20 protein-coding genes are annotated in these 25753 nt (G+C 69.0%); 13 read left to right on the top strand and 7 right to left on the bottom strand.

The window, feature by feature from the left end:
• Positions 1-370: 370 nt before the first annotated feature.
• Positions 371-1321, top strand: coding sequence for a type IV toxin-antitoxin system AbiEi family antitoxin domain-containing protein (locus EV653_RS03810; RefSeq protein WP_134097985.1), 951 nt, complete (start codon positions 371-373; stop codon positions 1319-1321).
• 128 nt (positions 1322-1449) lie between these two features.
• Here EV653_RS03810 and EV653_RS03815 read toward each other — a convergent pair whose 3' ends face one another.
• Positions 1450-2979 (bottom strand): fibronectin type III domain-containing protein, encoded by a 1530-nt coding sequence (locus tag EV653_RS03815; RefSeq protein ID WP_134097987.1) that lies wholly within the window; start codon positions 2977-2979, stop codon positions 1450-1452.
• A gap of 161 nt (positions 2980-3140) precedes the next feature.
• Positions 3141-5357, bottom strand: coding sequence for a LamG-like jellyroll fold domain-containing protein (locus EV653_RS03820; protein WP_134097989.1), 2217 nt, complete (start codon positions 5355-5357; stop codon positions 3141-3143).
• 139 nt (positions 5358-5496) lie between these two features.
• Between EV653_RS03820 and EV653_RS03825 the strand changes: the two genes are divergently transcribed.
• Together EV653_RS03825 and EV653_RS03830 are read left to right on the top strand one after the other, a co-directional pair.
• A complete protein-coding gene (locus EV653_RS03825) occupies positions 5497-7119 on the top strand; it encodes a Wzz/FepE/Etk N-terminal domain-containing protein (RefSeq protein ID WP_134097990.1) in 1623 nt (540 codons plus the stop codon).
• Positions 7119-8411, top strand: coding sequence for an O-antigen ligase family protein (locus tag EV653_RS03830; protein WP_134097992.1), 1293 nt, complete (start codon positions 7119-7121; stop codon positions 8409-8411). Before EV653_RS03825 ends, EV653_RS03830 begins: the two co-directional genes overlap by 1 nt.
• On the opposite strand, the gene EV653_RS03835 is transcribed toward EV653_RS03830, so the two are convergent.
• Together EV653_RS03835 and uxaC are read right to left on the bottom strand one after the other, a co-directional pair.
• Positions 8397-9902, bottom strand: a complete 1506-nt coding sequence (locus EV653_RS03835) for a right-handed parallel beta-helix repeat-containing protein (RefSeq protein ID WP_238159543.1) — start codon at positions 9900-9902, stop codon at positions 8397-8399. The genes EV653_RS03830 and EV653_RS03835 overlap by 15 nt on opposite strands.
• An 89-nt stretch (positions 9903-9991) precedes the next feature.
• Positions 9992-11395, bottom strand: a complete 1404-nt coding sequence (uxaC, locus tag EV653_RS03840; RefSeq protein ID WP_134097994.1) for a glucuronate isomerase — start codon at positions 11393-11395, stop codon at positions 9992-9994.
• 425 nt (positions 11396-11820) lie between these two features.
• On the opposite strand from uxaC, the gene EV653_RS03845 reads away from it, so the two are divergent.
• Together EV653_RS03845 and EV653_RS03850 are read left to right on the top strand one after the other, a co-directional pair.
• On the top strand, positions 11821-12801 hold the full coding sequence (locus EV653_RS03845; protein WP_238159544.1) for a LacI family DNA-binding transcriptional regulator: 981 nt from the start codon (positions 11821-11823) through the stop codon (positions 12799-12801).
• 12 nt (positions 12802-12813) lie between these two features.
• Positions 12814-14190, top strand: a complete 1377-nt coding sequence (locus EV653_RS03850) for a mannitol dehydrogenase family protein (RefSeq protein WP_134097998.1) — start codon at positions 12814-12816, stop codon at positions 14188-14190.
• A gap of 219 nt (positions 14191-14409) precedes the next feature.
• Here the strand turns inward: EV653_RS03850 and EV653_RS03855 are convergent, their stop codons facing one another.
• Positions 14410-15954 (bottom strand): right-handed parallel beta-helix repeat-containing protein, encoded by a 1545-nt coding sequence (locus EV653_RS03855; RefSeq protein ID WP_134098000.1) that lies wholly within the window; start codon positions 15952-15954, stop codon positions 14410-14412.
• Between the two features lie 131 nt (positions 15955-16085).
• Complete coding sequence (locus EV653_RS03860) at positions 16086-17792, bottom strand: right-handed parallel beta-helix repeat-containing protein (protein ID WP_238159545.1); 1707 nt, start codon at positions 17790-17792, stop codon at positions 16086-16088.
• Positions 17793-17862: 70 nt separating this feature from the next.
• On the opposite strand from EV653_RS03860, the gene EV653_RS03865 reads away from it, so the two are divergent.
• The 6 genes from EV653_RS03865 (at position 17863) to EV653_RS03890 (ending at position 22880) form a co-directional block, all read left to right on the top strand.
• Positions 17863-19086, top strand: a complete 1224-nt coding sequence (locus EV653_RS03865) for a glycosyltransferase family 4 protein (RefSeq protein ID WP_134098002.1) — start codon at positions 17863-17865, stop codon at positions 19084-19086.
• Between the two features lie 70 nt (positions 19087-19156).
• Positions 19157-19600 carry an adenylyltransferase/cytidyltransferase family protein gene (locus EV653_RS03870; protein ID WP_238159546.1) on the top strand — a complete coding sequence of 148 codons (444 nt, stop codon included), beginning with the start codon at positions 19157-19159 and terminating at the stop codon, positions 19598-19600.
• Entirely contained in the window at positions 19597-20325 is a 729-nt protein-coding gene (locus EV653_RS03875; protein WP_134098005.1) for a CDP-alcohol phosphatidyltransferase family protein, read from the top strand. The genes EV653_RS03870 and EV653_RS03875 overlap by 4 nt, the downstream gene beginning before the upstream one ends.
• A complete protein-coding gene (locus EV653_RS03880) occupies positions 20325-20741 on the top strand; it encodes an adenylyltransferase/cytidyltransferase family protein (protein ID WP_134098007.1) in 417 nt (138 codons plus the stop codon). The genes EV653_RS03875 and EV653_RS03880 overlap by 1 nt, the downstream gene beginning before the upstream one ends.
• A complete protein-coding gene (locus tag EV653_RS03885; RefSeq protein ID WP_134098009.1) occupies positions 20741-21928 on the top strand; it encodes a glycosyltransferase in 1188 nt (395 codons plus the stop codon). Before EV653_RS03880 ends, EV653_RS03885 begins: the two co-directional genes overlap by 1 nt.
• A gap of 94 nt (positions 21929-22022) precedes the next feature.
• Positions 22023-22880 carry an SCO6745 family protein gene (locus EV653_RS03890; RefSeq protein WP_134098011.1) on the top strand — a complete coding sequence of 286 codons (858 nt, stop codon included), beginning with the start codon at positions 22023-22025 and terminating at the stop codon, positions 22878-22880.
• Here the strand turns inward: EV653_RS03890 and nadA are convergent.
• Entirely contained in the window at positions 22877-24058 is a 1182-nt protein-coding gene (gene nadA / locus EV653_RS03895; protein ID WP_134098013.1) for a quinolinate synthase NadA, read from the bottom strand. The genes EV653_RS03890 and nadA overlap by 4 nt on opposite strands.
• Positions 24059-24140: 82 nt before the next feature.
• On the opposite strand from nadA, the gene EV653_RS03900 reads away from it, so the two are divergent.
• Positions 24141-24839, top strand: coding sequence for a nucleotidyltransferase family protein (locus tag EV653_RS03900; protein WP_238159547.1), 699 nt, complete (start codon positions 24141-24143; stop codon positions 24837-24839).
• A gap of 38 nt (positions 24840-24877) precedes the next feature.
• A complete protein-coding gene (locus tag EV653_RS03905) occupies positions 24878-25753 on the top strand; it encodes an AAA family ATPase (protein ID WP_134098015.1) in 876 nt (291 codons plus the stop codon).

Here is a 25753-nt window from a genome sequence, read left to right on the forward strand (position 1 = left end):
GCCCCGCGCCCCGCCTGCCCCCCGCCTGCCCCGCGCCCCGCCTGCCCGCCGCCCCGCGCCCCGCCTGCCCCCCGCCTGCCCCCCGCCTGCCCCGCCCGCCCCCGCCGCGCATCGCCGTTTGACGTCTCAGGGGTCAACCCCGCAGTTGGAGGGTTCGGCCACGAGAATCCGGGGGGTCAACCCACCATCCGCGGGGTTGACCCCTGAGACGTCGAACGCCTGGCGAGGGGCTGGCGAACGCCTGGCGGGGGGCTGGCGAGGGCCTGGCGAGGGGCAGGCGGGGCGCGGGGCTGGCGCGGGGGCGGGCGGGTTTTCCACAGGGCGGGCGATCGGCGTGGTGGGAGGCGGGGTGATCCGGGATGCTTGGCGGATGAATCCGGTGCTGGCTGGGCTGGCTGGAAAGCAGGGCGGCGTCTTCAGCCGGGCGCAAGCGCTCGCCTGCGGGTACACGCCCCAGGGAATCCGTGACCGGATGCGGGCCGGACGTTGGGTACGCGTCCGTTACGGGCAGTACGCCGAAGCGCCGGACCTCAGCGGGCTCGCACCCTGGGACCAGGAGCTGGCCCGGCATCGACTGTCGGTGTACGCCGTGATGAACGCGATGCGCCCCGGAAGCGTTGCCGTCAGCCACCAGTCGGCCCTTGTACTGCACGGGGTCCCGCTGTGGGCCATCGATCTTTCGGAGGTACACCTCAACCGCCTGGACGTACGCCGGCATAGCGGACCCGTCGCGGGCGTCCGCTTCCACCGGGGCAACCTAACGTCTGAAGACCTGACCGAAGTTGGGGGATTGCCCGTCACAAACGTTCCGCGAGCTCTGGTCGAGACCGCGTGTACGTCGTCGTTCGAAGCGACCGTGGTCATCGCCGACGCGACCATGCACGCTCGACTGGTCGACGATCAGGACCTGCGCAGGCTTCTTCGGCTCACGGAGTTCTGGCCCGGAAGCGCGACGGCTCGTGCCGCGCTCCGCTTCGCCGACGCACGTTCGGAGTCGGTCGGCGAATCGCGCCTCCGGGTGCTGATGCACAACCAGGGTCTGCCGGCCCCACAGCTCCAGGTCGTCTACCGGGACACGGACGGGATCATCGGAAGAGTCGACTCCGTGTTCACAGAATTCGACACGATCGTCGAGTTCGACGGGCTGGTGAAGTACATCGGGGCGCCGGAAACCGTTCTGGTGCAGGAGAAGCACCGCGAGGACCGGCTCCGCGCGCTCGGATTCGAGGTCGTCCGCGTCACCTGGTCCGACCTGAACCGCCCCGAACGCACCGCCGCAGATATCCGCGCTGCCTTCACCCGCGCCCGCCGTACGGCCTGACCGCCGTACGGCGCAACCCGCCGGGCGGGTCCGTTTGAAGGGTTGACCCCTCAGATGGAGGGTTCGGCCGCGAGAATCTCAGGGGCCAACCCACCAGTTGGGGGCCGGCCCCTCAGACGTCGGGCTGATTAAGGGATCTTCACGCTTGCGGTGGCGCCCTTCATGATGTTCCGGCCGTCGTGGACCTCGATGTGGTACGCGTAGGTCGAGCCGCGCTTGAGGCCGCGATCCACCACCTGGTAGGACTTCCGCGCCTGCCAGAAGTACGACGTGTAGGCGTGCGACCCGACGTTCAGCGAACCGCGGAACACGTTGTACGTCAGCGTCAGGTTGTCCAGGTCGTACACGTCGGAGTACGTCACGTAGACCCGGCCGGACGTGGTCGCGCTCAGCGTCGGCGCCTTCGGTACGGCGGGAGCCGCGCCGCCCGGTGCGTTAGTGAACCGGGTGATGCCCACCTGGAGCTTGCCGTTCACGTGCAGGAAGTCACCGCCGACCCACAGGTCGGTAGCGGTGCCGGCCATCGCCAGCGGGCCGACCTTCGTGGTGCTCTTCAGGTTCGCGTCGGTGTTCGGGAACCACGGCCCGAGGTTGCCGTTGATCGCGCTCTCGACCAGCAGGTAGTGCGTCCCGCTGCCGTTGGAGAAGCCGTTTGGCGACGACGAGCAGTCGTGGGCGTGGGAGCCCTTGTAGAGCCAGTTGCCGATCGCCTTGATCGCCTCGGTCGCGCCCAGGCACTTGTTCTGCCACAGCAGCTTGCCGGTCGAGACCTGCGCCGCGAGTACGCCGTCGTAGCAGCCGCCGCCGTCACCGCCGTTGGAGACGTAGACGTTGTCGCCGAGGGTGTCGATGTCCTTCACCCGCGTCGTGCAGGTCGCGGTCGGCTTCGGGATCGCCGCCGCGGCCGGGAAGTCGAAGGCCGCGCCGGTGGTGTTGTTCAGCATCGCCAGCGAGTAGTGGTCCTTGCCGTTGATCGTGCTGAACGGACCGCCGACGAACACCCGGGTGCCGTTGTCGGACACGTCGATCGCGTACACGTCGTTGTTGGCGTTCGGGTTCCACGGCAGCAGGTCGCCCTGGATCAACCGAACCGCGCCGAGCCGGTTGCGGACCGCCCCGTCGATCTTGCCGAACGCGCCCCCGATGAACACGCTGTTGCCGTAGATCGCCAAAGCCTTCACGCGGGCCGCGACCACCGGGTCCCAGGCCTGCACGAGCTTGCCGGTAGCGACGCTGAACATCGCGATCTTGCTGCGCCGCAGGCCGTTCACCATGGTGAAGTCGCCGCCGATCACCACCCACTTGCCGTCCGGGCTGGTCGCGATCGCGTAGACCGGGCCGTTCACGGTCGGCGCGAACGCGGTCGGCTTGCCGGTGGTCCGGTCGAAGGCGGCGACGTAGCTGCGAAGCGTCTCAGGCGCCTGACCCGACGCCATACCCGGTTGGCGGAGCCTGGTGAACAGACCGCCGGCGTACACGGTGTTCCCGGCGATGGCCAGCGCGTTCACGCTGTTGTTGGTCTGCCACGACGGCTGCTTGATGGCGGATACGGCGGATGCGAAGCCCGGAGTCGCCGCCTCCACCGGCGGTCCCGAGGGAATCAACGCCGCGGCCACGACAGCCGCTGCGGTGACAAGGGCCAGCACTAACTTCTTCATTTATGTCCTTCGACAGGCGGGGGCGTACAGCGCGTGCCTCATCACGCACCAGCGGCGGACATTACCGCTGTGGGAGGCCCACCGGAAGCGGGCCTCCCAACCGCGTTATAGCTTTGTGCCAAACCTTGCAGAAAGCGGCCTTTTCACTTGGATAGCACAGTTCACTTGGCTGCGTAGTGGGATTGGACCTGCGCCGGAGTCAGCGCGTACGGGTAGACCGCCGCCTCGTCGATCCCCATTCCGGTCTGGGTCGCTCCGCCGCCTGGCCACGAGTTCGTGAGGTCGTAGCCGACGCGCCACCAGCCGTAGTACAGCGACGCCTGACCCACCAGCGAGCTGCCGCTGAGGACGCCGTCGACGTACAGCTTCATCATCCCGTTGTCGAACGTGCCGACGACGTGGTGCCACTGCCCGTCGTTCTCGCCGGACGGGCTGGTGAGCGTGCGCTGTGCGCCGTCGTTGACACCGAAGACGATCGAGCCGTTGGTCCGCATGTACAGCATCCGGTCGTTGATCGCGCTGCTCTGGGTCTTCCCGTTGCCGAAGCCGATGATCCGCCCGCCGCGGCCGATACCGCTCTGCTTCACCCACGCCTCGACCGTGAACTGCTGCGGGAAGCTGTACCCCTTCTCGCCGATCATCCGGCCGGTGCTCGTGCTGGTCGTCATCGCCGTGTTGCCCGCGATCGCACCCGCGCCGCCGAGCGTCACGCCGGTGAACGTGCCGTTGTTGCTCTGACCTGAGGCGTCGACCGACGTCGTCGTGCCGGCGGCTTCGCCGAGCCGCCAGTACGCCTGCGGCCCGTCGGCGTTGACGATCTGGTCGTACGCCGTCGAGGCGGTCGATGCGACCGTGACCGGGTCGGAGTAGTTGCCGCGGACCGTCGTGCTGCCGTCGGTGACCTCGACGCGGTAGTTGGTGGACTCACCCGGCGCGGAGGACGTGTCGGTGTAGCTCAGCCACGGCCGGTCCCAGGGCGTGGACTTGGCCGTCCAGGTCGCGATCGTGGTGTTGGTGAATCCCTTCAGCAGCCGGTAGGTCAGCGTGCTGTCGTCGTTGTCGACCACGGTCGGGAAGTGAATCTGTACGACGCCTGGCTGGACGCTGTACGGGAGCAGCTTGGCCGGCTTGGCCGGCGCCGCACCCGGGACAGCGTTGGTGAAGTGGGTCAGACCCTGCTGCGCGACGTCGTTGACATGCAGGAAGTCGCCACCGGCCCAGAGGTCGCTGCCGTTGGTCGCGAACGCCAGCGGACCGACGTTGGTCACGCTGTTCGGGTCCGCGTCGGTGTTCGGGTACCACGGACCGAGCGAGCCGTCGGACAGCTTCTCGCTCAGCAGGAAGCGGTAGTCGAAGCCCTGCGGGAAGCCGCCGGCGCCCTGGTTGGCGCAGTCGTGCGCGTGCGAGCCCTTGTACAGCCAGCCGTTGACGACCTTGACCGCTTCGGTCGCGCCGAGGCACTGGTTCTTCCACTTCAGCGTGTTGGTCGCGATGTCGACCGCCCAGGTGCCGTCGAAGCAGCCGCCGCCGTCACCGCCGTTGCCGAAGTACACGGTGTCGCCGCTGGCGTCGATCGACTTCACCCGGGTCGTGCAGGACCCGTTCGGCGGCGGTACTGCGGAGGCGCCGGGGAACGGCAGTACTGCGCCGCTCACCGGGTCGAGGCTCGTCACGGTGTTCTGGTTCGTGCCGTTGACGGTGCTGAACTGGCCGCCGGCGTACACCTTGGAGGCGTCATCGGCAGCGTCGACGGCGTACACGTCGCCGTTCACGTCCGGCGCCCACGGCAGCAGCGTGCCGGTGTCGGTGGTGACCGCGGCGAGCCTGTTGCGGGTGAGGCTGTTCACCAGGCCGAACGAGCCGCCGAAGTACACCGTCGTTCCGGAGACGGCGATCGTCTTGACCCGGTAGGACACGGACGGCTTCCAGTTCGCGACCAGTGCTCCGGTGGCGGTGTCGAAGGCGGCGATCCGGTTCCGGGTCTGGCCGTTGACGGTGGTGAAGTCACCCCCGACGAAGATCCGCGAGCCGTCCGCGGAGGCGGCCACGGCGTACACCTGCCCGTTGAGCACCGGGTTGAACGAGGTGACCAGTGCGCCGGTGGTCGCGTCGAACGCGGCCAGGTACGCCTGGGCGACCTCACCGGTCCCGGCGGCGGCGCCCGGCGGACGCACGCTGGTGAAGCGGCCTCCGGCGTACGCCTTGCCGGCGGCGACGGCGATGCCCTGGACGCTGGCGTTGGTCTGCCAGGTCGAGCTGTTGACCGCCGAGAGCGAGGCCTCGATGCTCTGCGCGGGCGGCGCGAACGCCACCACCAGCGCACCGGCGAGCAGAGTGCCCACGACCCCCAGCCGCGTGAACAGTCGTCTCTTCGTCATGCTGCGATGTCCCCCCTTGGACATAAAAGTGATAACCCCAGATTCCCCCGAGAAGAGAGTAGGGCACCGGAGGAGATGCTGTGATCACATTCCGGTGCCTATATCCTGAGGCGCTGGCGTCAACGGAGTGAGGTAGGCAATGGAACCGGGCACCGTGGTCTGGCGGGAAACCGCTCAGTCTCTGCTGCGGCAGAAGTGGCTGATCATGGGCTGCATCGTGCTCGGACTGCTCGGAGCCTCCGTGTTCGCGCTCTCCCAGACGACCCGGTGGACGGCCTCGAGCCAGCTGGTGATCGGCCCGGCGGTGCCGCCGGCGCTGGTCGGGAAGCTGTCGGACGGCGCCGACAAGACCGGTCCGCTCGGGATGGACCTGCCGGCCGAGACACAGGCCCGCGTGATGGCCAGTCCGACGCTGCTGGCCGCCGTCGTGAAGCAGCTCGGTATGCCGACCGACGACAAGACCATCCAGGAGCTGGCGTCGGTGACCCGGGTGAAGGCGGTCACCGACAACGCCTACCTGGTCACGACCGACGGACCGACGGCGCAGACGGCGGTCGATCGGGCCAACGCGATCGCCAGCATCTACCTGGCGCAGCGCAACACCGAAGCCAAGGCACTGCTCACCAACCTGGCCGAGCAGGCGCAGGCCCGGTCCAAGACGGCGACCCAGCAGTCGCGCAGCCTGGTCAGCCAGATCGACGAGGCGGTCGGCCGCGGCGACAACCAGACCGCGGCCGCGCTGCGCGATCAGCGGGTCGGCCTCGCGACCGAGGCCCGGCAGGCCGCGGACGACGCGGCCGCGATGCTCAAGGCACTGTCCACGGTCGGCGCCGGGAGCCAATTGGTGACGCCGGCAACGACCGACACCGCCAGCTCGTCGCCGATCGTTGCCCGCGACATCCTCGTCGGCGGGATCCTCGGTCTGGTCCTCGGCTTCGGCCTCGCGCTGCTGCGGTCGCACCTGACGCCGTACATCCTGACCCGGGACCAGGCGGCGCGGGCGACGAGCTCGCCCGTGATCGCGGCCTCCGAGGGGCATCGGCGCCGGTTCTGGCAGCGGTCGGCCCCGGAACTCCCGCAGTACGAGATCACCGCGTTGGGTGCCGAGGCGAGTGGTGCGCTGGCGCGTCGCGAGCTGAGCCCCCGCACGTTCTCGGGCGGCGGTCCGGGCGCACTACTGGTGGTCTCGGCGTCGCCCACGCCGAACTCGGCCGGCATCGCGCTCGCGATGGCCGAGGCGAACGCTCGCGACGGCCGCGAGACCCTGCTGGTCCTGGCCGACATCGAAGGTACGCCGGTGTTGCCGCATCTCACCGGTCATGAAGGGCTCACGGACCTGGTGATGGAGCCGGCCGCGACCCGGGCGATCCGGGCCCGCAAACTGTTCCGCCCGGGCACGGTCGCGGACCTGTACGTCCTGCCGCCCGGCCTGAACCACGAGGAGACCGCCGAGGCGGTCGGCCCGTCGCTCGTGCCCGGCATCGTGGCGGACCTGCCGCCGGGGTACTCCGTCGTGATCCACGGCCCGGCCTCGGTCGGACGGCACGGCATCGCGCCGCTGGCCGCGGCGGTCGACGCTTCCGTGCTGGTGGTCCAGGTCGGTCTCGACAAGGAGATGGACGTCGCACGACTGACCGGTGCACTGCAGTTCGCGGGCGCGCCGGTGCTCGGTGTCGTACTGATCGGAGCGGCGCCACAGGACGAGACGCTCGGGATCCCGCTGAACTACAAGCCGCTGGACTCGGCTCCGCCGATGCGCTGATGCAGAGCACCTACTCGCGCGCGCATCGATTGGCCCCGGCGGTGCCGGGGACGGTCGAGGGCGAGATCCAGCGGCCGGCCTGGTTCTGGCTCATGCTGTGGTGCCTGTTCGTGCTCGGCGTACAGCCCTGGTCGTCGCGGGTCGCGGCGCCGCAGGGCACGACCGGGTCCACGAACAGCATCGCGAAGGGCGTGCTGCTCGGGGTGGTCTTCCTGGTCGCGCTCGCAGCGACCAAGCCGGGGTTCCGGACCCGGGTGAATCCGGCCAGCTGGCTGTACGTGATGTACGTGCTGTTCGCGTGTGCGACCGCGTTCCTGCTGGCGGAGCCGATGGGGCCATTGACCCGGCTGGCCCGGTTCCTGATCGGGCTGCTGTTCGTCTTCCTGCTGTGGCGGCCGCTGGTCGAGGTGCCGGAGCGACTGGTGCGGGCGCATCTGTGGGCCCACCTGTTGCTGGCGGCAACCGTCGTACTGAGCGTTGTCTACGACCCGGGCCAGGCCTGGCGGCCGCTGAGATCGCTGGGCACCGGCTCCCGGCTGCAGGGTGTCATCATCCCGATGCTGCCGCCGCGCGTCGGTGAGGTCGGGGCGATCCTGCTCGGGCTGGCGTTGATCGGGCTGGTCTGCCGGAAGTTGTCGGTACTGCCGGCCGTCACGCTGATCGGGCTGGGCGGCGTCTTGATCGCGGCCAGCCGCACCCGGACGTCGGCGGCCGCGCTCGCCTTCGGGCTCGTGGTGGCGCTGATCATCACCCGCAAGACCTGGCTCGGCCGGATCGCGTGCCTCGCGGTGCCGGCGCTGCTCGGGCTCGCGTTCCTGACCATCGGGTCGCTGCACACCTGGTTGCTGCGCGGTCAGGGCACGCGGCAGATCACCTCGCTGAGCGGCCGGACGACGAGTTGGCAGGCGGTCGTCGACGAGAAGGTGTCGACGCAGACCGCGATCATCGGCCACGGCCTCGGCAACAAACGGGTCCTGCTGACCCGTGGCGAGGGCGACGTCGACGTGATGGCGATCGACAACAGCTGGCTGGGCCTGTACTGGGAGACCGGTCTGCTGGCGGTCGCGATCGTCGCGGTCGCGCTGATCGTCGCGTGGGTCTCGGTCCTGCGCGCGCCCACGCCGTACATCCGGGCCTCCGGCGCGCTGCTGCTGGCCTATGTCACCGCCGCCTCGCTCAACGAGAGCGGCCTGTCCGACCTGTCGTCGATGACCGTGCACATGCTGGTCGCCGCGGCTATCTGCGACGCCGACCGCATCCGACATCGAAGACGAGGGTTAGCTGCTCACTGAGTCCTGGTCGAAACCGGACTGCTGCCACTCGGACCAGGTCATGGTCTTGCCCCGGTACGCGAAGTGGTCGGCGCCCTGATAGCTGTTGCGGCGGAACGTGATCGCACCGGGCTGCGTTGGGGAGCGCTTGTTCTCCACCACGCCGAGGGACGAGGCCGCGTCACTCATCACGATCAGGTTGCCCTCGACGAGGACGTTGCGCAGTACGTAGGTGCCCCGCGGACCGTCGCCGCGCGTACGGGACTGGATCGACAGCGCGTTGCGGTTGTCCTTGATCAGGTTGCCGCGGACCTGTACGTCGGCGGACGTGTTGACGTTGATACCGCCGCCGTCCCAGAGCGTGCCGCCCGACCCGCGGCCGGTGCCGAACCCGTTGTGCTCGACAACGTTCTGGTCGATGACGGCCGAGTAGCTGATCTCGTAGCGGATGCCGTCGGCCGCGTTGTCCCGGATCCGGTTCCCGGTGATCCGGCGGTCGTACTCCGCGATGTCGCTCCACATCCCGATACCGCGGTTCGCGATGATGTCGTTGCCGCTGACCTCGCCGGACGAGCGGGTGGACTTGATCCCGCCGGACTCCCAGTCCGCGATCCAGAAGCCGTCGGTGTTGTTGCGGGTGACGAGGTTCGCGGTGATCTTCACGCCGGCCGACTTGTACTGCCCGATGCCGAGCTGGCCGTTGTCGGCGACGGTGTTGCGGCTGACCACGGTGTCGTCGCCCTCGATCACCATGATGCCGACGGCGTGGTTCCAGCGGACGTCGTTCGCGGTCACCTTCCAGCCGCGGCCGGCCTGCAGCGCGCCGGCCTGCGGGCGGCTGGCGAACTGCTGGATGGTCAGGCCGGTCACCGTGACGTTGTCCGCGGACTTGTCGATCGCGGTCTGCGTCTTCGCCATCTCGATGACGTGGCCGGTCGGGTCGTCGCTCAGGTAGATGGCGTTGGCTTGGTAGTCACCGAAGAACGTGCCTGGCCTGAGCTGGCTCAGGCTCATGACGCGGGTCAGGTGGTTGCCGTCCTGGAACACTTGCTCGCCGAGCTGGCAGGGCTTGGCCTTGTTGTCCTCACACTGACCCTTCAGCGGGTACGCCGCGGGCAGTGCGCCTTGGACGGTCCAGCCGCTGCCTTCTCGCTTCCATCCAGTGAGCCGGACAGAGCCGCTGAGTACGGCGCCCGTGTTGCCGGCCAGCGTGTCATTACTGCGTGGCTGGATCGGACGGGTGAGCCGATGCACGCCCTTGGCGAAGCAGAAGGTCGTGCCCTGCGGCGCCGCATCGATGATCGGCTGCGGATCGGTCCCTACCGGGATGTTCGTGCCGCTGCAGGGCTTCGCCGTACTCGGGCCGGTCGGTCCGAGTACGGCGGCCGCTGCGGTCGGGGGAGCGGTGGGGACGGTGACTGTGGTGGTCGCGGACGGCGCTGACTTGGGCGGCTCGGTTGTTCCCTTGCCCGAGCAACCCGACACCATCAGCAGCGCGGCACCAACGGCCACGCAAACCCCGCGCCTCATTCAGTTCCCTTCACAGACCCGACGGTGCTGTACCCGCCCCCGGCGAACAGATCTGCGTGAGACTACCTGCTCTAGAGGTACGTGTCCTTCGCGAGGTCGTAGGCGAGTGCCTTCGCGACGGTGAACGCGTCGTCCTCGTCGAGGCGGTGCTGGACGACGAGGTTGGCGAGGTACCCGGCGTCGATCCGCCGGGCCAGGTCGTGGCGGGCCGGGATCGACAGGTACGCGCGGGTGTCGTCCACGAAGCCGGACATGTTGTAGAAGCCCGCCGTCTCGGTCACGAGCTCACGGAACCGCCGCATCCCGTCAGGGCTGTCGAGGAACCACCATGGCGCGCCCAACCGGACGGCCGGGTACACGCCGGCCAGCGGCGCGAGCTCCCGGGAGTACACGGTCTCGTCAACGGTGAACAGCACGATCCGGAAGCCGTCCGCGTGCCCGAACCGCTCGAGCAGTGGCCGCAAAGACCGCGTGAACTCGGTCGCCACGGGGATGTCGTGCCCCTGATCCGGCCCGTACGTCGCGAAGATCGCCGGGTCGTGATCCCGCAGTACGCCGGGATGCAGCTGCATCACCAGCCCGTCCTCGGCCGACATCACCGCCGACTGGTACAGCATGTGGCCCGCGAACGCCGCCGCGTCGTCAGCGGTCACGTCGCCCTTCAACGCACCCGCATAGATCCGGGCCGCTTCCGCATCCGACAGCGGTACGGCGGCCGCGCTCAGGTGGCCGTGGTCAGTGGCGCGCGCACCAGCCGCGACGAACGCCTGCCGCCGTTGCCGGATCGCTTCGAGGAATCCGTCGTACGTCGTGGTGTCGACGTCGGCCGCTGTGCCGAGCTGGGCGATGAGTTCTGGCCAGCCGGCACGGTCGGGATGTGCGACGGCGTCGGGGCGGAAGGTCGGGACGACCCGACCGGGCAGGTCCGCGGCGAGCTTCGCATGCTGGGCGAGGTCGTCGGTGGCCGCGTCGGTGGTGGAGATCAGCTCGATGTTGAAACGGTCGAGCAGGGCCCGTGGGCGGAACTCGGGCTCGGCGAGGCGTGCGGTGATCTGGTCGTACAGCTCGTCGGCGTTGTCGGCCGACGGGTGCACGGTGATGCCGAGGACCTCGGCGAACTCGTGCTCGAGCCAGTAGCGGCTCGGCGTGCCGAGGAACAGGTGCCAGTTGGCGCAGAACTCGCGCCAGATCTCTCGCGGCTCGGCGGTCTTCTTGCCGTCGCGGCGGGGGAGGCCGAGCTTGTCGGGGGAGACACCCTGGGAGACCAGCATCCGGGTCACGTAGTGGTCCGGGACGACGAGCAGCTCGGCCGGGTCGCCGAACGGCGCGTCGGTGGCGAACAGTCCGATGTCGACGTGCCCGTGCAGGCAGAGCAGCGGCAGGTCCTTCGTCGAAGCGTGGATCCGGCGGGCGACCTCACGCGCCTCCCCGGCCGGGAAAGCACGATCCGGGTGAGGCTGCAGAGCCTTCGACATGGGTCCTCCGATGCGATGGGCTGAAACGTATCCTGCAAAGGATTGCAGTCACTCATTGTCGGCACAAGTAGCCGTCCATACCCTGACCGCTTGACACAGCTTGCAACCGATTGCAGACTCAAACCGACCAGCACCCGCCCCTCGCTTCGCTCGGGGCGGGGGAGGGAATGGATGCAACCGGCTGTGACTGGGCTGAGCTGGCCTCGGGCTGGGCTCGACTCGAGTCGGGCTCGGGTTGGCTCGGGTCGAGTCGGGCTCGGGTTGGCTCGGGTCGAGTCGGGCTCGGGTTGGCTCGGGTCGAGTCGGGCTCGGGTTGGCTGCGGGTTGGCTCGGGTGGGCTTCGGTTGGCTCGGTGGGTGATGGAGGTGGGTGTGGCGGCGACTATTCGGGACGTGGCTCGGTTGGCGGGTGTGTCGCCTTCCACGGTGTCTCGGGCGTTGTCGTTGCCGGGGATGGTGAATGCGGCAACGAGAGCGCGGGTTGCTGCTGCGGTCGACCAGTTGGGGTACGAGCCGAACCGAGCGGCTCGCGGGCTGATCACCGGGCGGACCGGGACGATCGGCCTGGTGGTGCCGGATCTGGCCAACCCGTTCTTCGCGAGCGTGACCAAAGGTGTGCAGGCGCGCGCCCGCCGCCACGACGTCGCCGTCTTCGTCGCGGACACCGACGAGGACCCGGCAGCCGAGGCCGGACTCGTGCGTGCGCTGTCCAAACAGGTCGATGGCGTCATCCTGTGCTCGCCCCGGGCCGGCAACGACGAACTCGCGGCTATCGCCCAGGACACCACGGTCGTCCTGGTCAACCGTGCCGCCGAGGGGATTCCAGGCGTCACCTACGACAACGAGGGCGGCATGCGCCAGGCCGTCGCCCATCTTGTTGCCCTCGGCCACCAGCGGATCGCCTGGGTCGGCGGCCCGGCCACCTCCTGGTCCACGCAGCACCGCGGCCTCGGCCTCCGCAACGCGGCCGAGGAGCTACGCGCGAAGCTCGTCCCGGTCGGCAACTTCGCTCCGACGTACGAAGGTGGGATGGCAGCCGCCGACCAGGTCATCGCAACCGGCGCCACCGCTGTCGTCGCCTACAACGACCTCGTCGCGATCGGTCTGCTGGCCCGCCTGCACGCCCGCGGACTCTCGGTCCCCGGCGACCTGAGCGTGGTCGGCGTCGACGACATCGCAATGTCGTCGATGGCCCGACCCGCGCTGACAACGGTCCGCCTGCCCAAGCAGGAGGCCGGCCGGATCGCCGTGGAGCTGCTGCTCACGATGCTCGACGACCCGGAGAGCGCCGCCGCCTCGGCCGGCGCCCACGGGGAACTGCGGGGGGAACTGCACGGAGAACTGCACGGGGAGCTGATCGTCCGGGAGAGCACCGGACCAGCGCCACACACCCAACCCTCAGAATGAAGGTGCCGTCGCTTGACCAGGCTCAGCTTCACCAATCTGCCCCTCACGCCCGAGGTCGACCCGCACGCACTGTCGGTCGGCGTCGTACACCTCGGCCTCGGCGCCTTCCACCGGGCCCACCAGGCGGTGGTGACCGAGCGCGCGGCGGTTGCGACCGGCGAGACTCGCTGGGGGATCGCGGGCGTCAGCCAGCGCTCTGCCACCGTCCGCGACCAGCTGGCGCCGCAGGACGGCTTGTACTCCGTTCTGGAGCGCGGCCTCGGTGATCCGACCGTCCAGGTCATCGGCAGCATCCGCGACGTACTGACCGCCCCTGAGGACCCGGACGCGGTGGTCGCACGGATCGCCGACCCGGCGGTCACCGTGGTGACGCTGACCGTCACCGAGAAGGGCTATCGTGCAGCCGGCACCGGGCTGAACCTGGACGACCCGGAGATCCAGGCCGACTTGACCGGCCGCCCGCCGCGGACGGTCGTCGGCCAACTGGCTGCCGGGATCGCGCGGCGCGAGGAGCCGCTGACGATCGTGTCCTGCGACAACCTGGTTGCCAACGGCCCGTTCCTGTGCAAGCTGGTGACCGACTACTTCGATGCCCTGGGCAAGTTTCCCGAGACGTTCGAGGCGACGAGGTTCCCGGCCAGCATGGTCGACCGGATCGTGCCCGCCACGACCGAGGACGACCGTGCGGAAGCGGCGCGGCTGCTCGGCGTACGCGACGAGGCCGTGGTGGTCGCGGAACCCTTCCTGCAATGGGTGATCGAGAACGACTTCGCCGGCGACCGTCCGGCCTGGGAGCAGGGTGGCGCCGTCCTGACCGCGGACGTCGCGCCGTGGGAGCAGGCCAAGCTGCGGATGCTGAACGCCACCCACTCGATGCTCGCCTACCTCGGCGCGCTGCGCGGTTACGAGACGATCGCCGAGGCCGTCCGCGACGAGGAGCTGTCCCGGTTGTCGCAGGCACTCATGACCGACGACGTCGTACCGACCCTGACCCCACCCGACGGCCTCGACCTCGCGGCGTACGGCGCGAGCGTGCTGGAGCGGTTCGCGAATCCGGCGCTGAAGCACCGGACCCGTCAGGTCGCCATGGACGGCTCGGTCAAGCTGCCGGTCCGCATGCTCGGCACCGTCCGCGACCGCCTGGCCGCCGGCGCCGAGCCGCGCACGATCTCGCTCGCCGTCGCCGCCTGGATGGTCTATGTACTGCGGACCCCGGATCTCGACGACCCACAGGCCGACCGCCTCAAAACCGCCGTCGCAGACACCCCCGACCCGGCCGAGCTTGTCGACGCCCTCCTGAACGTCGACACCATCTTCACCCCGGATCTCCGCGACTCAACCATCTTCCGCGATCTCCTGGTAGACCACGTCAGCGCCCTGACAACCTGACCCGACCCGAGCCCACCCGCCACGGGGCCGCCTCGCCCGGCCCCTGCCGGCCGCGCGGGCGCCGCTGGCGGGTTGTTCGGCCGATGCCGCCATACAACCCGCCATCGACCAAACAACCCGCCAGCGGCGTCCGCGGGCAGACGGGCAGACGGGCAGACGGGTGGGGTGGGCGGGCGTTGTGGCGGGGCGTGGGATGGGCGGGAGTAGGTGGGCGTTGGTTCACTGGGGGAGGATCGTGAGGATGCCGGTTGCGTCCAGGATGGCTCTGCCGATGGTGAACGCGCTCGCGGTGTCCTGACCGGTCGCGCGCCACTGTTTCGCGGTGTACCACTGCCCGGTCTTCTGGAACCGTTCCGCGGCGAGGCTGTCCAGGATGTACACGTTGTTGTCCAGGCTGACCTCGCCGGCCGGGATCGCCGCACCGGAGTTCTGCACCATGCCGGTCGCGGTGGTGCCGCCGCGCATCGTCACCTGGTTGCCGGAGACAACGATGTCGCGGAGCACGTTGGTGCCCCACGGGCCGGAGCCGCGGGTGCGGGACTGGATCGAGATCCCGTTGACGTTGTTCGCGACCACGTTGTCACGGACCTGGACGTTCGACGAGGTGTTGATGTTGATCCCGCCGCCGTCCCACAGCGACGTCCCCGAACCGCGGCCGGTGCCGAAGCCGTTGCCGCTGATCGAGTTGTCCGCGATCACGCCGTTGCGGCCGATCTCGTAGCGGATCCCGTCGGCGGCGTTGTCGATGATCTGGTTGTTGCTGAACGTGCGGCTGTCGTCGTACGCGTCGCTCCAGAGTCCGATGCCGCGGTTGTCCTGGATCAGGTTGCCGGTCACCGAACCGCCGCTCGACCAGGTCGTCTTCACGCCGCCGGACTCCCAGTCGGCGATCCAGAAGCCGTCGGTGTTGTTGTCGCTGATCTCGTTGGCCGAGATCGTGCCCTTCAGCGTGCTGTACTGCCCGACGCCGAGCTGACCGTTGTCGTGGATCCAGTTCTTCTCGAGGACGGCGCTGTCCGCGTTCTGGAGCATCGCGCCGATTGCGTGGTTCCAGCGGATCTCGTTCGCGTACACGTGCCAGCCGAGGCCCAGCACGACCGCTCCGCCCTGCGGGGGAGTGGCGAAGTGCTCGACGGTCAGACCGCGCACGGTGACGTTGTTCCCGCCAGGTTCGATCGCGGTCGGCGTACTCGACATCTCCACCGTGTGTCCGACCGGGATGTCACCCAGGTAAATGGCATTGGCGGCGTAGTCGGCGTAGAAGGTGCCACGGGCAACCTTGTCGCGCGAGGCCACCCGGGTCAGGTGTTTGCCGTCGTAGAACACCTGCTCGCGGAGGTAGCAGATGTTGGTCTTGTTGTCCTCGCACTGCCCGGTCTGCGGGTACGCCGGCGGCAGGACGCCCGTCGTCACCCAGGCGGCGTTGGACAGGGCCCATTTGGTCAGCCGCACGGATCCGGTGAGTACGGCGCCGTCGTCGCTCGCGAGCACCTGGTCGGCCTTGGGGTGGATCGTCTCGGAGATGCGATGCAGCCCGGACGCGAAGCAGAACGTCGTACCGGACGGCCACTCGTCGACGACCTGGGCGGCGTTGTCGGTGGTCTTGATCGTGACCCCGCTGCAGGTGGGCGCCAGCGCGGGCCCGCTGCGGAACGTGCCGTCCGCGGGCGGTGTCGCGGGTGTCGTGGCGGCCTGCGCGGGCAGGGGGCCAGGGGCAACCAGACTGATGCTGACTGCAACTATTGCCAGAACTGCTCTCTTCATAGCGGAGCCTCCGGTGGCACAGGTGAGCCCTGAGCGCACCCCCCATGGCGCGGCTTCGCTTTGCAGATTACCCCTACATCACGTAGTCATGGCAATACGTAGCGCACAAATATGTTGCGGTGAGCAAGCGATCAGTTCGCGAGGAAGGTGCCGACGGCATCGAGCCCGGCCGACTGCCAGCCGGCCGCGGTGAGCTTCGCGCCGAACCGGCTGAACCGCTGCGTGCCGAGGTCGTCCAGCACGTACTTGTTGCCGCTGAAAACGACCTCACCGGCCGGTACGGCGGCGCCGGCGTTCTGGACCATGCCGGTCGTCTGCGTGCCGGCGGTCATCTCGATCGTGTTCCCGGTGACCTGTACGTCGCGGAGCAGGTACGTCCCCCACGGGCCGCTGCCCCGCGTCCGGGACTGGATCGCGATGCCGTTGACGTTGCCCGAGACCTTGTTGCCCTTGATCGTGATGCCTGACGAGGTGTTGATGTTGATCCCGCCGCCGTCCCACAGCGACGTACCCGAGCCGCGGCCGGTGCCGAAGCCGTTGCCGGTCACCGTGTTGCCCTCGATCGTGCCGTTGCGGCTGATCTCGTAGCGGATGCCGTCCGCGGCGTTGCCGACGATCTGGTTGCCGCTGATCACCCGGCCGTCGTCGGCGACGTCGGCCCACATCCCGACGCCCTTGTTGGACTTGATCACGTTGCCGCTGACCGTACCGGACGAGCGGGTGGACTTGATGCCGCCGGACTCCCAGTCCGCGATCCAGAAGCCGTCGGTGTTGTTCGAGCTGATGATGTTGCGGGTGACGGCCGCCGCGGCCGAGCTGTACTGGCCGAGGCCGAGCTGGCCGTTGTCGTGGATCAGGTTCTTGTCGACCTTGGCGCTGTTGGCCTTCACCAGCATCACGCCGACCGCGTGGTTCCAGCGGACGTCGTTGGCGGTGACCTTCCAGCCCGGACCCGAGACGAGCGCGCCGGCCTGCGGTGCGCTGGCGAAGTGCTCGATGGTCAGGCCGCGGACCACGACCCCGGTCGCGTTCGACTCGATCGCGGTCGCCGTCTTCGACATCTCCACGGCGTGGCCGACCGGGTTGCTGCCGAGGTAGATCGTGTTCGCGCCGTAGTCCGCGTAGAAGGTGCCGGCCTTGACCGCCGAGACACTGGCGACCCGGGTCAGGTGAACGTCGTCGAGGAACAACTGCTCACGGAGGTAGCAGATGTTCGCCTTGTTGTCCTCGCACTCACCACTCTTGCCGTACGCCGCCGGCAGCGCGCCCCGCACCACCCAGGCGGACCCGGACTTCGCCCACCCGGTCAGCGGGACCGATCCGGTGAGGACGGCGCGCTTCGAGCTCGCAAGCACCTGGTTCGCCTTCGGGCGGATCGTCGAGCTGATGCGGTGCAGGCCGGCCGCGAAGCAGAACGTCGTACCGGCGGGCTTGGAGTTCACGATCGACTGGGCGTCGTCGCCGGGCTCGATCACCGTGCCGACACACGGACCGGCGACGGCCGGGCCGGCCTCGTCCGAGTCCACGGTGGGGGTCGTGGGGAGCTTGGGCTCGACCGGCTCCGTCGGAGTGGTCGTCGGCTTCTTGGTCGGCGTCGTCGATGCGCCGGGCTTCTTCGATGGCGCCGCGGTGCTGTGGGTGGCCTTCGGCTGTGGCTTGCCGGGAGTCGTGGTCGTCTTTGCCGACCGATGCGAGGGCAACACCCGGGAGGCGGCTTGCTCCGCGGTCACGGACCTGGCCGCGGTCGTTGCCTTGTTCTCGTTGGCGATCACGGGCAGCGCGACTGTAACGACGGCCAGCGCAGCAGCGATAAGCGCTGCGAACCACAACTTCCTCAATGCACTCTCCTGGGAGCGGGAAACCAGGTGTAGCCGTCTGCGTGACGAGGACGGGACTTAAGGTAGTGCCATGCGGGTCGCCATGTTGCACAACCGTTACCGGACCGGTCAACCCAGTGGCGAGAACACCGTTGTCGCGCAAACGGTTGATTTATTGCGCAACTCAGGACATGAGATCGACCTCTACGCCCGAAACAGCGACGACATCGCGCAGTTGAGCCGGAAAGATCGCGCACTGTTACCGTTTCGCTCCGTTTGGTCATTTTCGGCGGAACGCGATTTAACACTTCTATTGCAAGCGCAGCGGCCCGATCTGGTGCATGTTCACAACACTTTTCCGTTGTTCAGCGCCTCGGTGCTGCGGGCGGCGTACCGCTTGGACCTTCCGGTGGTCGCGACCTTGCACAACTTCCGGCTGCTCTGCGCGAACGCGGTGCTGCAGCGCGACGGCGCGCCGTGCGAGTCGTGCGTCGGCAAGCTCCCGCTGGCCGCGGTGCGGCACAGCTGCTACCGCGAATCCCGCGTGCAGACGTTGCCGCTGGCGGCGAGCATCGGCGTCCACAACACGCTGCACACCTGGCAGCGGTACGTCGACACCTTCGTCGTGCCGTCCGGGTTCGTCCGCGATCGGTACGCCGCGGCCGGCTTCGACCCGGAGCGGTTCGAGGTGAAGCCGCACGCCGTGCCGCACTCCGGTGAGGTGCGTAGCGGGGCGGGGGACGGCGTGGTGTTCCTCGGGCGGCTGAGCGAGGACAAGGGGTTCGCGGATCTGCTGCAGGCGTGGGACTCCTCGCTCGGCAAGCTGATCGTGGTCGGCGACGGTCCGCTGCGGGCCGCGGCCGACGAACGGGCCGGAAAAGACCTGTCTGTTCAGGTGCTTGGTCAACGACCATGGGCAGAGTGCATGGAGCTGCTGCGATCCGCGCGCGTCGCCGTCGTACCGGCACGTTCGTATGAGAGCTTCGGACTCGTGGTGGTCGAGGCTTTCGCGCACGGTGTCCCGGTGGTCGCTTCCCGGCTCGGGGCGCTCGCGGAGCTTGTTGACGACGGAGAAACCGGTGCATTGACCGTGCCCGGTGATTCCGAGGGATTGCGCAAGGCGATCGGGTTGGTGGCTGATCCCCGGACTTCGATAGCCTTCGGCGAACGAGCCCGGCAGGTCTACCTGAATCGCTTCACTCCGGAGCGTGACCTGGTGGCCACGGAGAGGATTTATACCGATGCGATCGCCCGGCACGCCGACAGCGGCCGGACGCGTCGAGGATCCTGGGCGCGCCGTGCCGGACAGGTATAAAGTTCCGCGGGACGCAGGGGGCAGCGTCGCGCCACAGGGATCGCAGGAATTCGTGTTGGGGGATGGCAGTTTGGGCAACGGGATCAGCCGGCCGCGGACCGGCTGTGTGGCCGGGGTCTTCGACCTGTTCCACGTCGGGCATGTCGACGTGCTCGAGCGGGCGCGCCGGCACAGCGACCGGCTGGTGGTGGCAGTGCTGTCCGACGAGTGGGCGATGGCGGCCTGGGGCGCGCGGCCGTTCGTGCCGCTGCTCGAGCGGGCGCAGATCCTCGAGCACCTGCGGTGCGTCGACGAAGTAGTTGCCGTGGACGACGTGCGGTCCGAGTGGCTGACCGGCGTACTGGGGGTACAGACCGTGTTCGCTGCCACTGGCACCGACGGTGTGCTGGGCGTTGACGAGCTGGACGGGATTCCGCCCGCGCTGATCACCGTCCTGCCGGCCGGCCGGGGCTCCCGCAGCCCGATCCTGCGCGCCGCGATCGACCAGCGGCAGTCGCGCAGCTCCGTCGCATGAGCTCGTCGCTGCGGGAGACGGTCGCGCAACTGTCCCAGGCGCAGAAGCCGTCCGCCGGTACTCCGGCGTACTCGCGGTTCGTGAATCGGCGGATCGGGCGCGTGTTCGCGGCAGCCGCGTTCCTCGGGCGGCGGACGCCGAACCAGGTCAGCCTGGCTTCGGGGTTCTGTTCGCTGGTGGGAATCGTGCTGGTGGCAACGGTTCGGCCGTCGTTCCTGCTGGCGCTGGTCATGACGCTGCTGCTCGTGCTCGGGTACGGACTGGACTCCGCGGACGGACAGCTGGCCCGGTTGCGCGGTGGCGGGTCGCCGCTGGGTGAGTGGCTCGACCACATGATCGACGCCGTCAAGATCGTGCTGCTGCACAGCGCGGTACTGATCTCGTTCTACCGGTTCGATGCCTTTGACAACGAGTTGGTCCTGCTCGTCCCGCTCGCCTACGTCTGCCTGTCGTCGGTGCTGTTCTTCGGGCTGATCCTGATCGACCAGTTGCGGCGGCGCCACGGCGCAGCGGCGAAACCCAACCAGCGCGGCGATTCGGTGATCAAGTCGTTGCTCATCGCACCGACCGACTACGGCGTGCTGTGCCTGGTGTTCCTGGCCTTCGGCACACCGTCGGTGTTCGTCGTGCTGTACGGCGCTCTGCTCGTGCTGAACCTGCTCTTCCTCGCGGGCGCCGTCGCGAAGTGGTACCGGGAGATGGCGGCGCTGGGGGTGCAGGCCTGATGGCGATCGTCGGGTATGCCCCCGGTGTCTACGACATGTTCCACATCGGGCATCTGAACATCCTGCGTCGCGCCCGCGAGCACTGCGACCACCTGATCGCCGGTGTGGTCGAGGACGACGTGGTGTCCCGGATCAAGGGCCGTCCGCCGGTGGTTCCGCACCAGGAGCGGATGGACGTCGTTCGAGCGCTCGACCTCGTCGACGAGGTGGTCAGCGACTGGTCGAGCGACAAATTCGAGATGTGGAAACAACTGCGCTACGACGTTCTCTTCAAGGGCGATGACTGGAAGGGAACGGAAAAGGGAAAGAGACTGGAGAGGCTGCTGGGTGAGGTCGGCGCACAGGTGCACTATTTCCCGTACACCGCCTCCACCTCGAGCACCGATCTGCGCAGGCTTCTGGAGGGGATGAGCTGATGCCGGGCCGGCCGAAGGTACTGCTCAGCGCGTACGCCTGCCGGCCGACCGGCGGGTCCGAGCCGGGCGCGGGATGGGCGTGGGCGAAGGCAGCCGCGCGGGACCACGACGTGTGGTTGCTGACCCGCGGCAAGTTCCGCCACGAGATCGACGCGGAGCTCGCGGTCCGGCCGGTGCCCGGGCTGACCGTCGTACCGCTGGAGATGCCGCGGTGGATCCTGCGCCTGCGGCGCCGGCCGTCGGACGTGTACTGGTACTACCCGTTGTGGCAGGGCCTGGCCCGGCGTACGGCGCGACGGCTGCACGCCGAGCAGTCGTTCGACGTGATCCATCATCTGACCTTCGCCGTGGACTGGATGGGCGCCGGCGTGGTGGAGGAGTCGTCGGCGAAGGTGATCTGGGGACCGGTCGGCGGCTCGACCACCGCGCCGCTGGCGATGGCGCACTGGCTCGGTCCGCGCGGCGTCGTGGGGGAGCTGGTACGCCGTGCGTACACCGGACTGCGCCGCCGGCTGACCGGGCGGCGGATGGCGCAGACCGCCGACCTGATGGTTGCTCAGAACAACGATGTGGCGGAGGCGTTCCGGCCGTACGCGACGGAGATCGTCGTCCAGCCGAATGTGGCGATCCGGCGCTTCACCGCCTCCGGTCCGTACGAGCCGTTCGGTGCCCCCGGCATCAAAACTGCCCTGTTCGTCGGCCGGTTGATCCCGTGGAAGGGCGTGCTGCTCGCGGTCAGTGCGCTGGCCCGCCCCGAGGCCTCCAACTGGGAGCTCCGCATCATCGGCGACGGTCCTGACTGGGGACGCGCAGAGGGGCTGGCGTGGCAGCTCGGGGTGCGCGACCGGGTGGAGTTCATGGGGGCGCTGCCGCGGGAGGACGTGCTGGCGGCGATGTTCCGTGCTGACGCACTCATCGCGCCCGCGCTCCGGGAGGCTGCCGGCTGGGCGGTCACCGAGGCGCTGGCTTCAGGCTGTCCCGTGGTCTGCGTCGATCGCGGCGGGCCGGCTGTCATCGTCGGCCCCGACGAGGGTGTGAGTGTCCCGTGGCAGGGCGATGTCGTCGGCGGGCTGGCCAAGGGCCTCGCGTCGCTCCGCGGCCGGATCACGCCGGTCGATCGCTGGGGGCCAGATCGGCTTCCCGAGATCCTCGCCGAGTGGTACGCACCGGCCCGCGTGTCGCACTGAAAACCTTTCCGGGCCGGGTGTCGAACGGCGTCGAGCGGGTTCGTAGCGAAGGTAAGAGACCGGCAACCGGCTGGTCCGGCACCGGAGGCCCATCATGACGACCAGCACCAAGGACGCCGTCGCCAACCGCTTGACGCGGCACCTGCTGGAACCGATCCACCTCGTCGCCTACATGGCCGACGACGCGATGCACGCGCTTCAGGCACTCGGCTACGAGGGCTATTGGCCGGGGTATTTCGCCTCGCGGTCCGCGCCGCTGGGCCGCGTCCCGGCCGAGGTCGTGGATGCGCTCTTCTACAATTTCGCCCCCGGTGAGGTCGCCGCGTGCATCCCGAGCTGCTGGGACGTCGCCACCCCTGAGGCCGCACTCGCCGCCAACCGGGAGGGCTGCGTCGCCGCGCTGCGACGCATCCTCGGCGACCTGGCCGACAGCCCGGAGCTCGCCCGGGCCGCCGACCTCGCCATCCGAGCGGCCACCAACGCCCCGATGGAAGGACGGATCCTGTACTCCGGACTGCGGTCGCTACCTGTCCCGGACGAGCCGGTCGCCAAGCTGTGGCATGCGGCAACGCTGCTCCGCGAACACCGCGGCGACGGCCACAACATCGCGCTGGTTGCCGCCGGCATCGACGGCCAGGAGGCTCATGTCCTCGCGGCGATCGACGGGGGTCAGACACCGCGCGAGTACGGCCGGCTGGGCCCGCTCGACGACGAGCAACTGGCCGCCGTAGTGGACGGTCTGCGCGATCGCGGCCTCGTCGACGAATCGGACAAGTTCACCTCCGCAGGGCGTGAGCTCAAGGACCACATCGAGGCGGTCACGGACCGGCTCGCCGCCCCGGCATACGACTGCCTGGCGCCGGCCGAGATCGACCAGCTGATCGCCGACCTCGAGCCGCTGGTCGCCCGGATCGATGCCGTCGGCTACGAGGGCGTGGCGCCCACGCTCTAGTCGCGGGCCGTCTTGCCCGGCAGCGCGAGCATCCGGTCGAGGGCCAGCTTCGCGTACTTCTCGGTGTCGGCGTCGACCTTGATCGGGTTGACTACGTGGCCGGCGACCAGGTTCTCGAGCGCCCAGACAAAGTGCGGCAGGTCGATGCGGTTCATCGTGGCGCAGTAGCAGACCGTCTTGTCGAGGAACACGATGTTCTTGTCGGTGTGCTGCTTCGCCAGTCGCTGCACGAGGTTGAGCTCGGTGCCGACGGCCCACGACGTACCGGGCTCCGCGGTCTCCAGGGCCTGGATGATGTACTCGGTCGACCCGACCAGATCGGCCTTCGTGACGACCTCGTGGCGGCACTCCGGGTGGACGATCACGTTCACGCCGGGGATTCGCGAACGGACGTCGTCGACCGACTCGGCGGTGAAGCGGCCGTGCACCGAGCAGTGCCCGCGCCACAGGATCATCTTCGCCGCGGCCAGCTGCTCGCGGGTCAGCCCGCCGCCCGGCTTGTGCGGGTCGTACACGACGCAGTCGTCGAGGCTCAGGCCCAGCTGCAGTACGGCGGTGTTGCGGCCGAGGTGCTGGTCGGGCAGGAAGAGCACCTTCTCGCCCTTGTCGAACGCCCAGTTGAGCGCGGTCTCCGCGTTGCTCGACGTACACACGACGCCGCCGTTGCGACCGCAGAACGCCTTGATGTCCGCCGACGAGTTCATGTAGGTGACGGGCACGGTGACGTCCGCGACGCCGGCGTCGGCGAGTGCGTCCCAGGCCGCCTCCACCTGCTGGATGCGCGCCATGTCGGCCATCGAGCAACCGGCTGCCAGGTCCGGCAGGATCACGGTCTGCCGGTCATTGGTGAGGATGTCGGCGGACTCGGCCATGAAGTGCACACCGCAGAACACGATGTAGGGCGCGTCCGGCCGGTTGGCGGCGTCGCGCGCGAGCTTGAACGAGTCACCGGTGACGTCCGCGAACTGGATCACCTCGTCGCGCTGGTAGTGGTGCCCGAGCACGAACACCTGGTCGCCCAGCGCCGCCTTCGCCTTCAGCGCCCGCTCGACCAGATCCGGGTCGGATGCCGGCGGAAGCGCTCCCGGGCACTCGACTCCACGCTCCGAGTGCGGGTCCGTGTTCTGCCCCAGGAACAGCAACGGAAGGGCCTTGGAACCGCCTGCGATCGTCGTCACGCCAGACATCGTTGCACGTCGGCCGCCGCGCTCCGCGTGGCGCGCGTCACTGCTCAGAGTGTGAAATCAGTACCCTCCCAGTGTGAAGAGCACTGATTCGCCGGACCTGCCCGTCGCTGGTCTGGTTCCGCCCGACGTGCCCGTCGCTGGTCTGGTGCTGGCCGCCGGTGCCGGCCGTCGGATGGGCAGGCCGAAGGCGCTCATCCGCGACGGGCAGGGTGTGCCGTGGGTCGTCCGTACGGCGCAGGTGCTCGCCGAGGCAGGCTGCTCACCGGTCGTAGTGGTCGTCGGAGCCTCCGCAGACGAGGTCCGCGCCGAGCTCACCACCGAGCCGGTCCAGGTAGTCGAAGCACCCAACTGGCCCGAAGGCATGAGCGCCTCCCTCCGAGCCGGCCTCGGGTCCCTCCGGAACCTCCCGGCCGCCACCTCGTCCGCCACCTCGTCCGCCGCCTCGGCCGGGCCGCCGGCGGAGGCGGCGGGTGTAGCTGAGGCGGTTGTGGTTGTGCCGGTAGACCTGCCTGGGTTGACGAGTGCTGCGGTTCGGAGAGTTCTGGAGAGCGCGAGTACGGATGCACTCGTGCGGGCTACCTACGACGGGTCGCCGGGCCATCCGGCGCTGATCGGGCGTGCGCATTGGGACGGCGTGATCGCGTCGGCTCACGGAGACGCGGGAGCCCGTGACTACCTTCGAGCGCACCGGGTCGAGCTGGTCGCCTGCGACGACGTGGGCGACGGCGCCGACGCCGACACGCCGGACGACGTACCGAAAGGCCATGGCTGACTGTTGGCAGCGCGGCAAAGTAGGTGAATGCTGAAGGAGTGAGTGCCGTCGGCTCGGCGGCTGAGCTGGCCGAGCGTCTGCGGGCGACCGGATACCTCGCCGGAGAGGGCTTGGCAACGGTCGGCTATCTCGCGCTCGCGCTGCACCGGCCGTTGCTGCTGGAAGGCGAGCCCGGCACCGGCAAAACCTCACTGGCCGCAGCGATCGCCGAGGCGCTCGACCTGGATCTGATCCGGCTGCAGTGCTACGAGGGCATCGACGCCTCGCAGGCGCTCTACGACTGGGATTTCCCGCGCCAGATCCTGCACCTGCGGACCGTCGAGGCAACCAGCTCCGACGCCGTCGTCGAGGAGGTGGAGAAGAGCCTCTTCGACGAGCGTTTCCTGCTGTCCCGTCCGGTACTGCGGGCGCTCCGCGAGAGTCCCGCGGTGCTGCTCGTCGACGAGATCGACCGCGCCGACGACGAGTTCGAGGCGTTCCTGCTCGAGGTGCTGTCGACGTACGAGGTGACGATCCCCGAACTCGGTACGATCACCGCCGAGGTGCCGCCGATCGTCGTACTCACCTCGAACCGGACCCGCGAGGTGCATGACGCGCTCAAGCGCCGCTGCCTGTACCACTGGATCGACCATCCCGGCCTGGCCCGCGAGGTCGAGATCGTCCGCACTCGGCTGCCCGAGGTCTCGGCCCGGCTGGCCGAGCAGGTCGCGCGCTCGGTGCACCGGATCCGCGAGCTCGATCTGCTCAAACCGCCCGGTGTCGCGGAGACCCTCGACTGGGCCCGCGCCCTCGAAGCACTCGGCGCCGATGCCCTCGACGTCGAGACCGCGGCCGCGACCCTCGGGGCCGTGCTCAAGTACCGCGAGGACACCGACCGCGTCCGCGAATCACTCGACCGGCTCCTGGCGAGCTGA

It is taken from the genome of Kribbella pratensis (assembly GCF_004365355.1).
GTDB lineage: Bacteria > Actinomycetota > Actinomycetes > Propionibacteriales > Kribbellaceae > Kribbella.

Coding starts and splice junctions, on each gene's coding strand:
- EV653_RS03885 (WP_134098009.1), top strand. CDS start 20,741: ATGCCGGGCCGGCCGAAGGTACTGCTCAGCGCGTACGCCTGCCGGCCG.
- EV653_RS03890 (WP_134098011.1), top strand. CDS start 22,023: ATGACGACCAGCACCAAGGACGCCGTCGCCAACCGCTTGACGCGGCAC.
- EV653_RS03815 (WP_134097987.1), bottom strand. CDS start 2,979: ATGAAGAAGTTAGTGCTGGCCCTTGTCACCGCAGCGGCTGTCGTGGCC.
- EV653_RS03865 (WP_134098002.1), top strand. CDS start 17,863: ATGCGGGTCGCCATGTTGCACAACCGTTACCGGACCGGTCAACCCAGT.
- EV653_RS03825 (WP_134097990.1), top strand. CDS start 5,497: ATGGAACCGGGCACCGTGGTCTGGCGGGAAACCGCTCAGTCTCTGCTG.
- EV653_RS03855 (WP_134098000.1), bottom strand. CDS start 15,954: ATGAAGAGAGCAGTTCTGGCAATAGTTGCAGTCAGCATCAGTCTGGTT.
- EV653_RS03810 (WP_134097985.1), top strand. CDS start 371: ATGAATCCGGTGCTGGCTGGGCTGGCTGGAAAGCAGGGCGGCGTCTTC.
- EV653_RS03880 (WP_134098007.1), top strand. CDS start 20,325: ATGGCGATCGTCGGGTATGCCCCCGGTGTCTACGACATGTTCCACATC.
- EV653_RS03875 (WP_134098005.1), top strand. CDS start 19,597: ATGAGCTCGTCGCTGCGGGAGACGGTCGCGCAACTGTCCCAGGCGCAG.
- EV653_RS03820 (WP_134097989.1), bottom strand. CDS start 5,357: ATGACGAAGAGACGACTGTTCACGCGGCTGGGGGTCGTGGGCACTCTG.
- uxaC (WP_134097994.1), bottom strand. CDS start 11,395: ATGTCGAAGGCTCTGCAGCCTCACCCGGATCGTGCTTTCCCGGCCGGG.
- EV653_RS03830 (WP_134097992.1), top strand. CDS start 7,119: ATGCAGAGCACCTACTCGCGCGCGCATCGATTGGCCCCGGCGGTGCCG.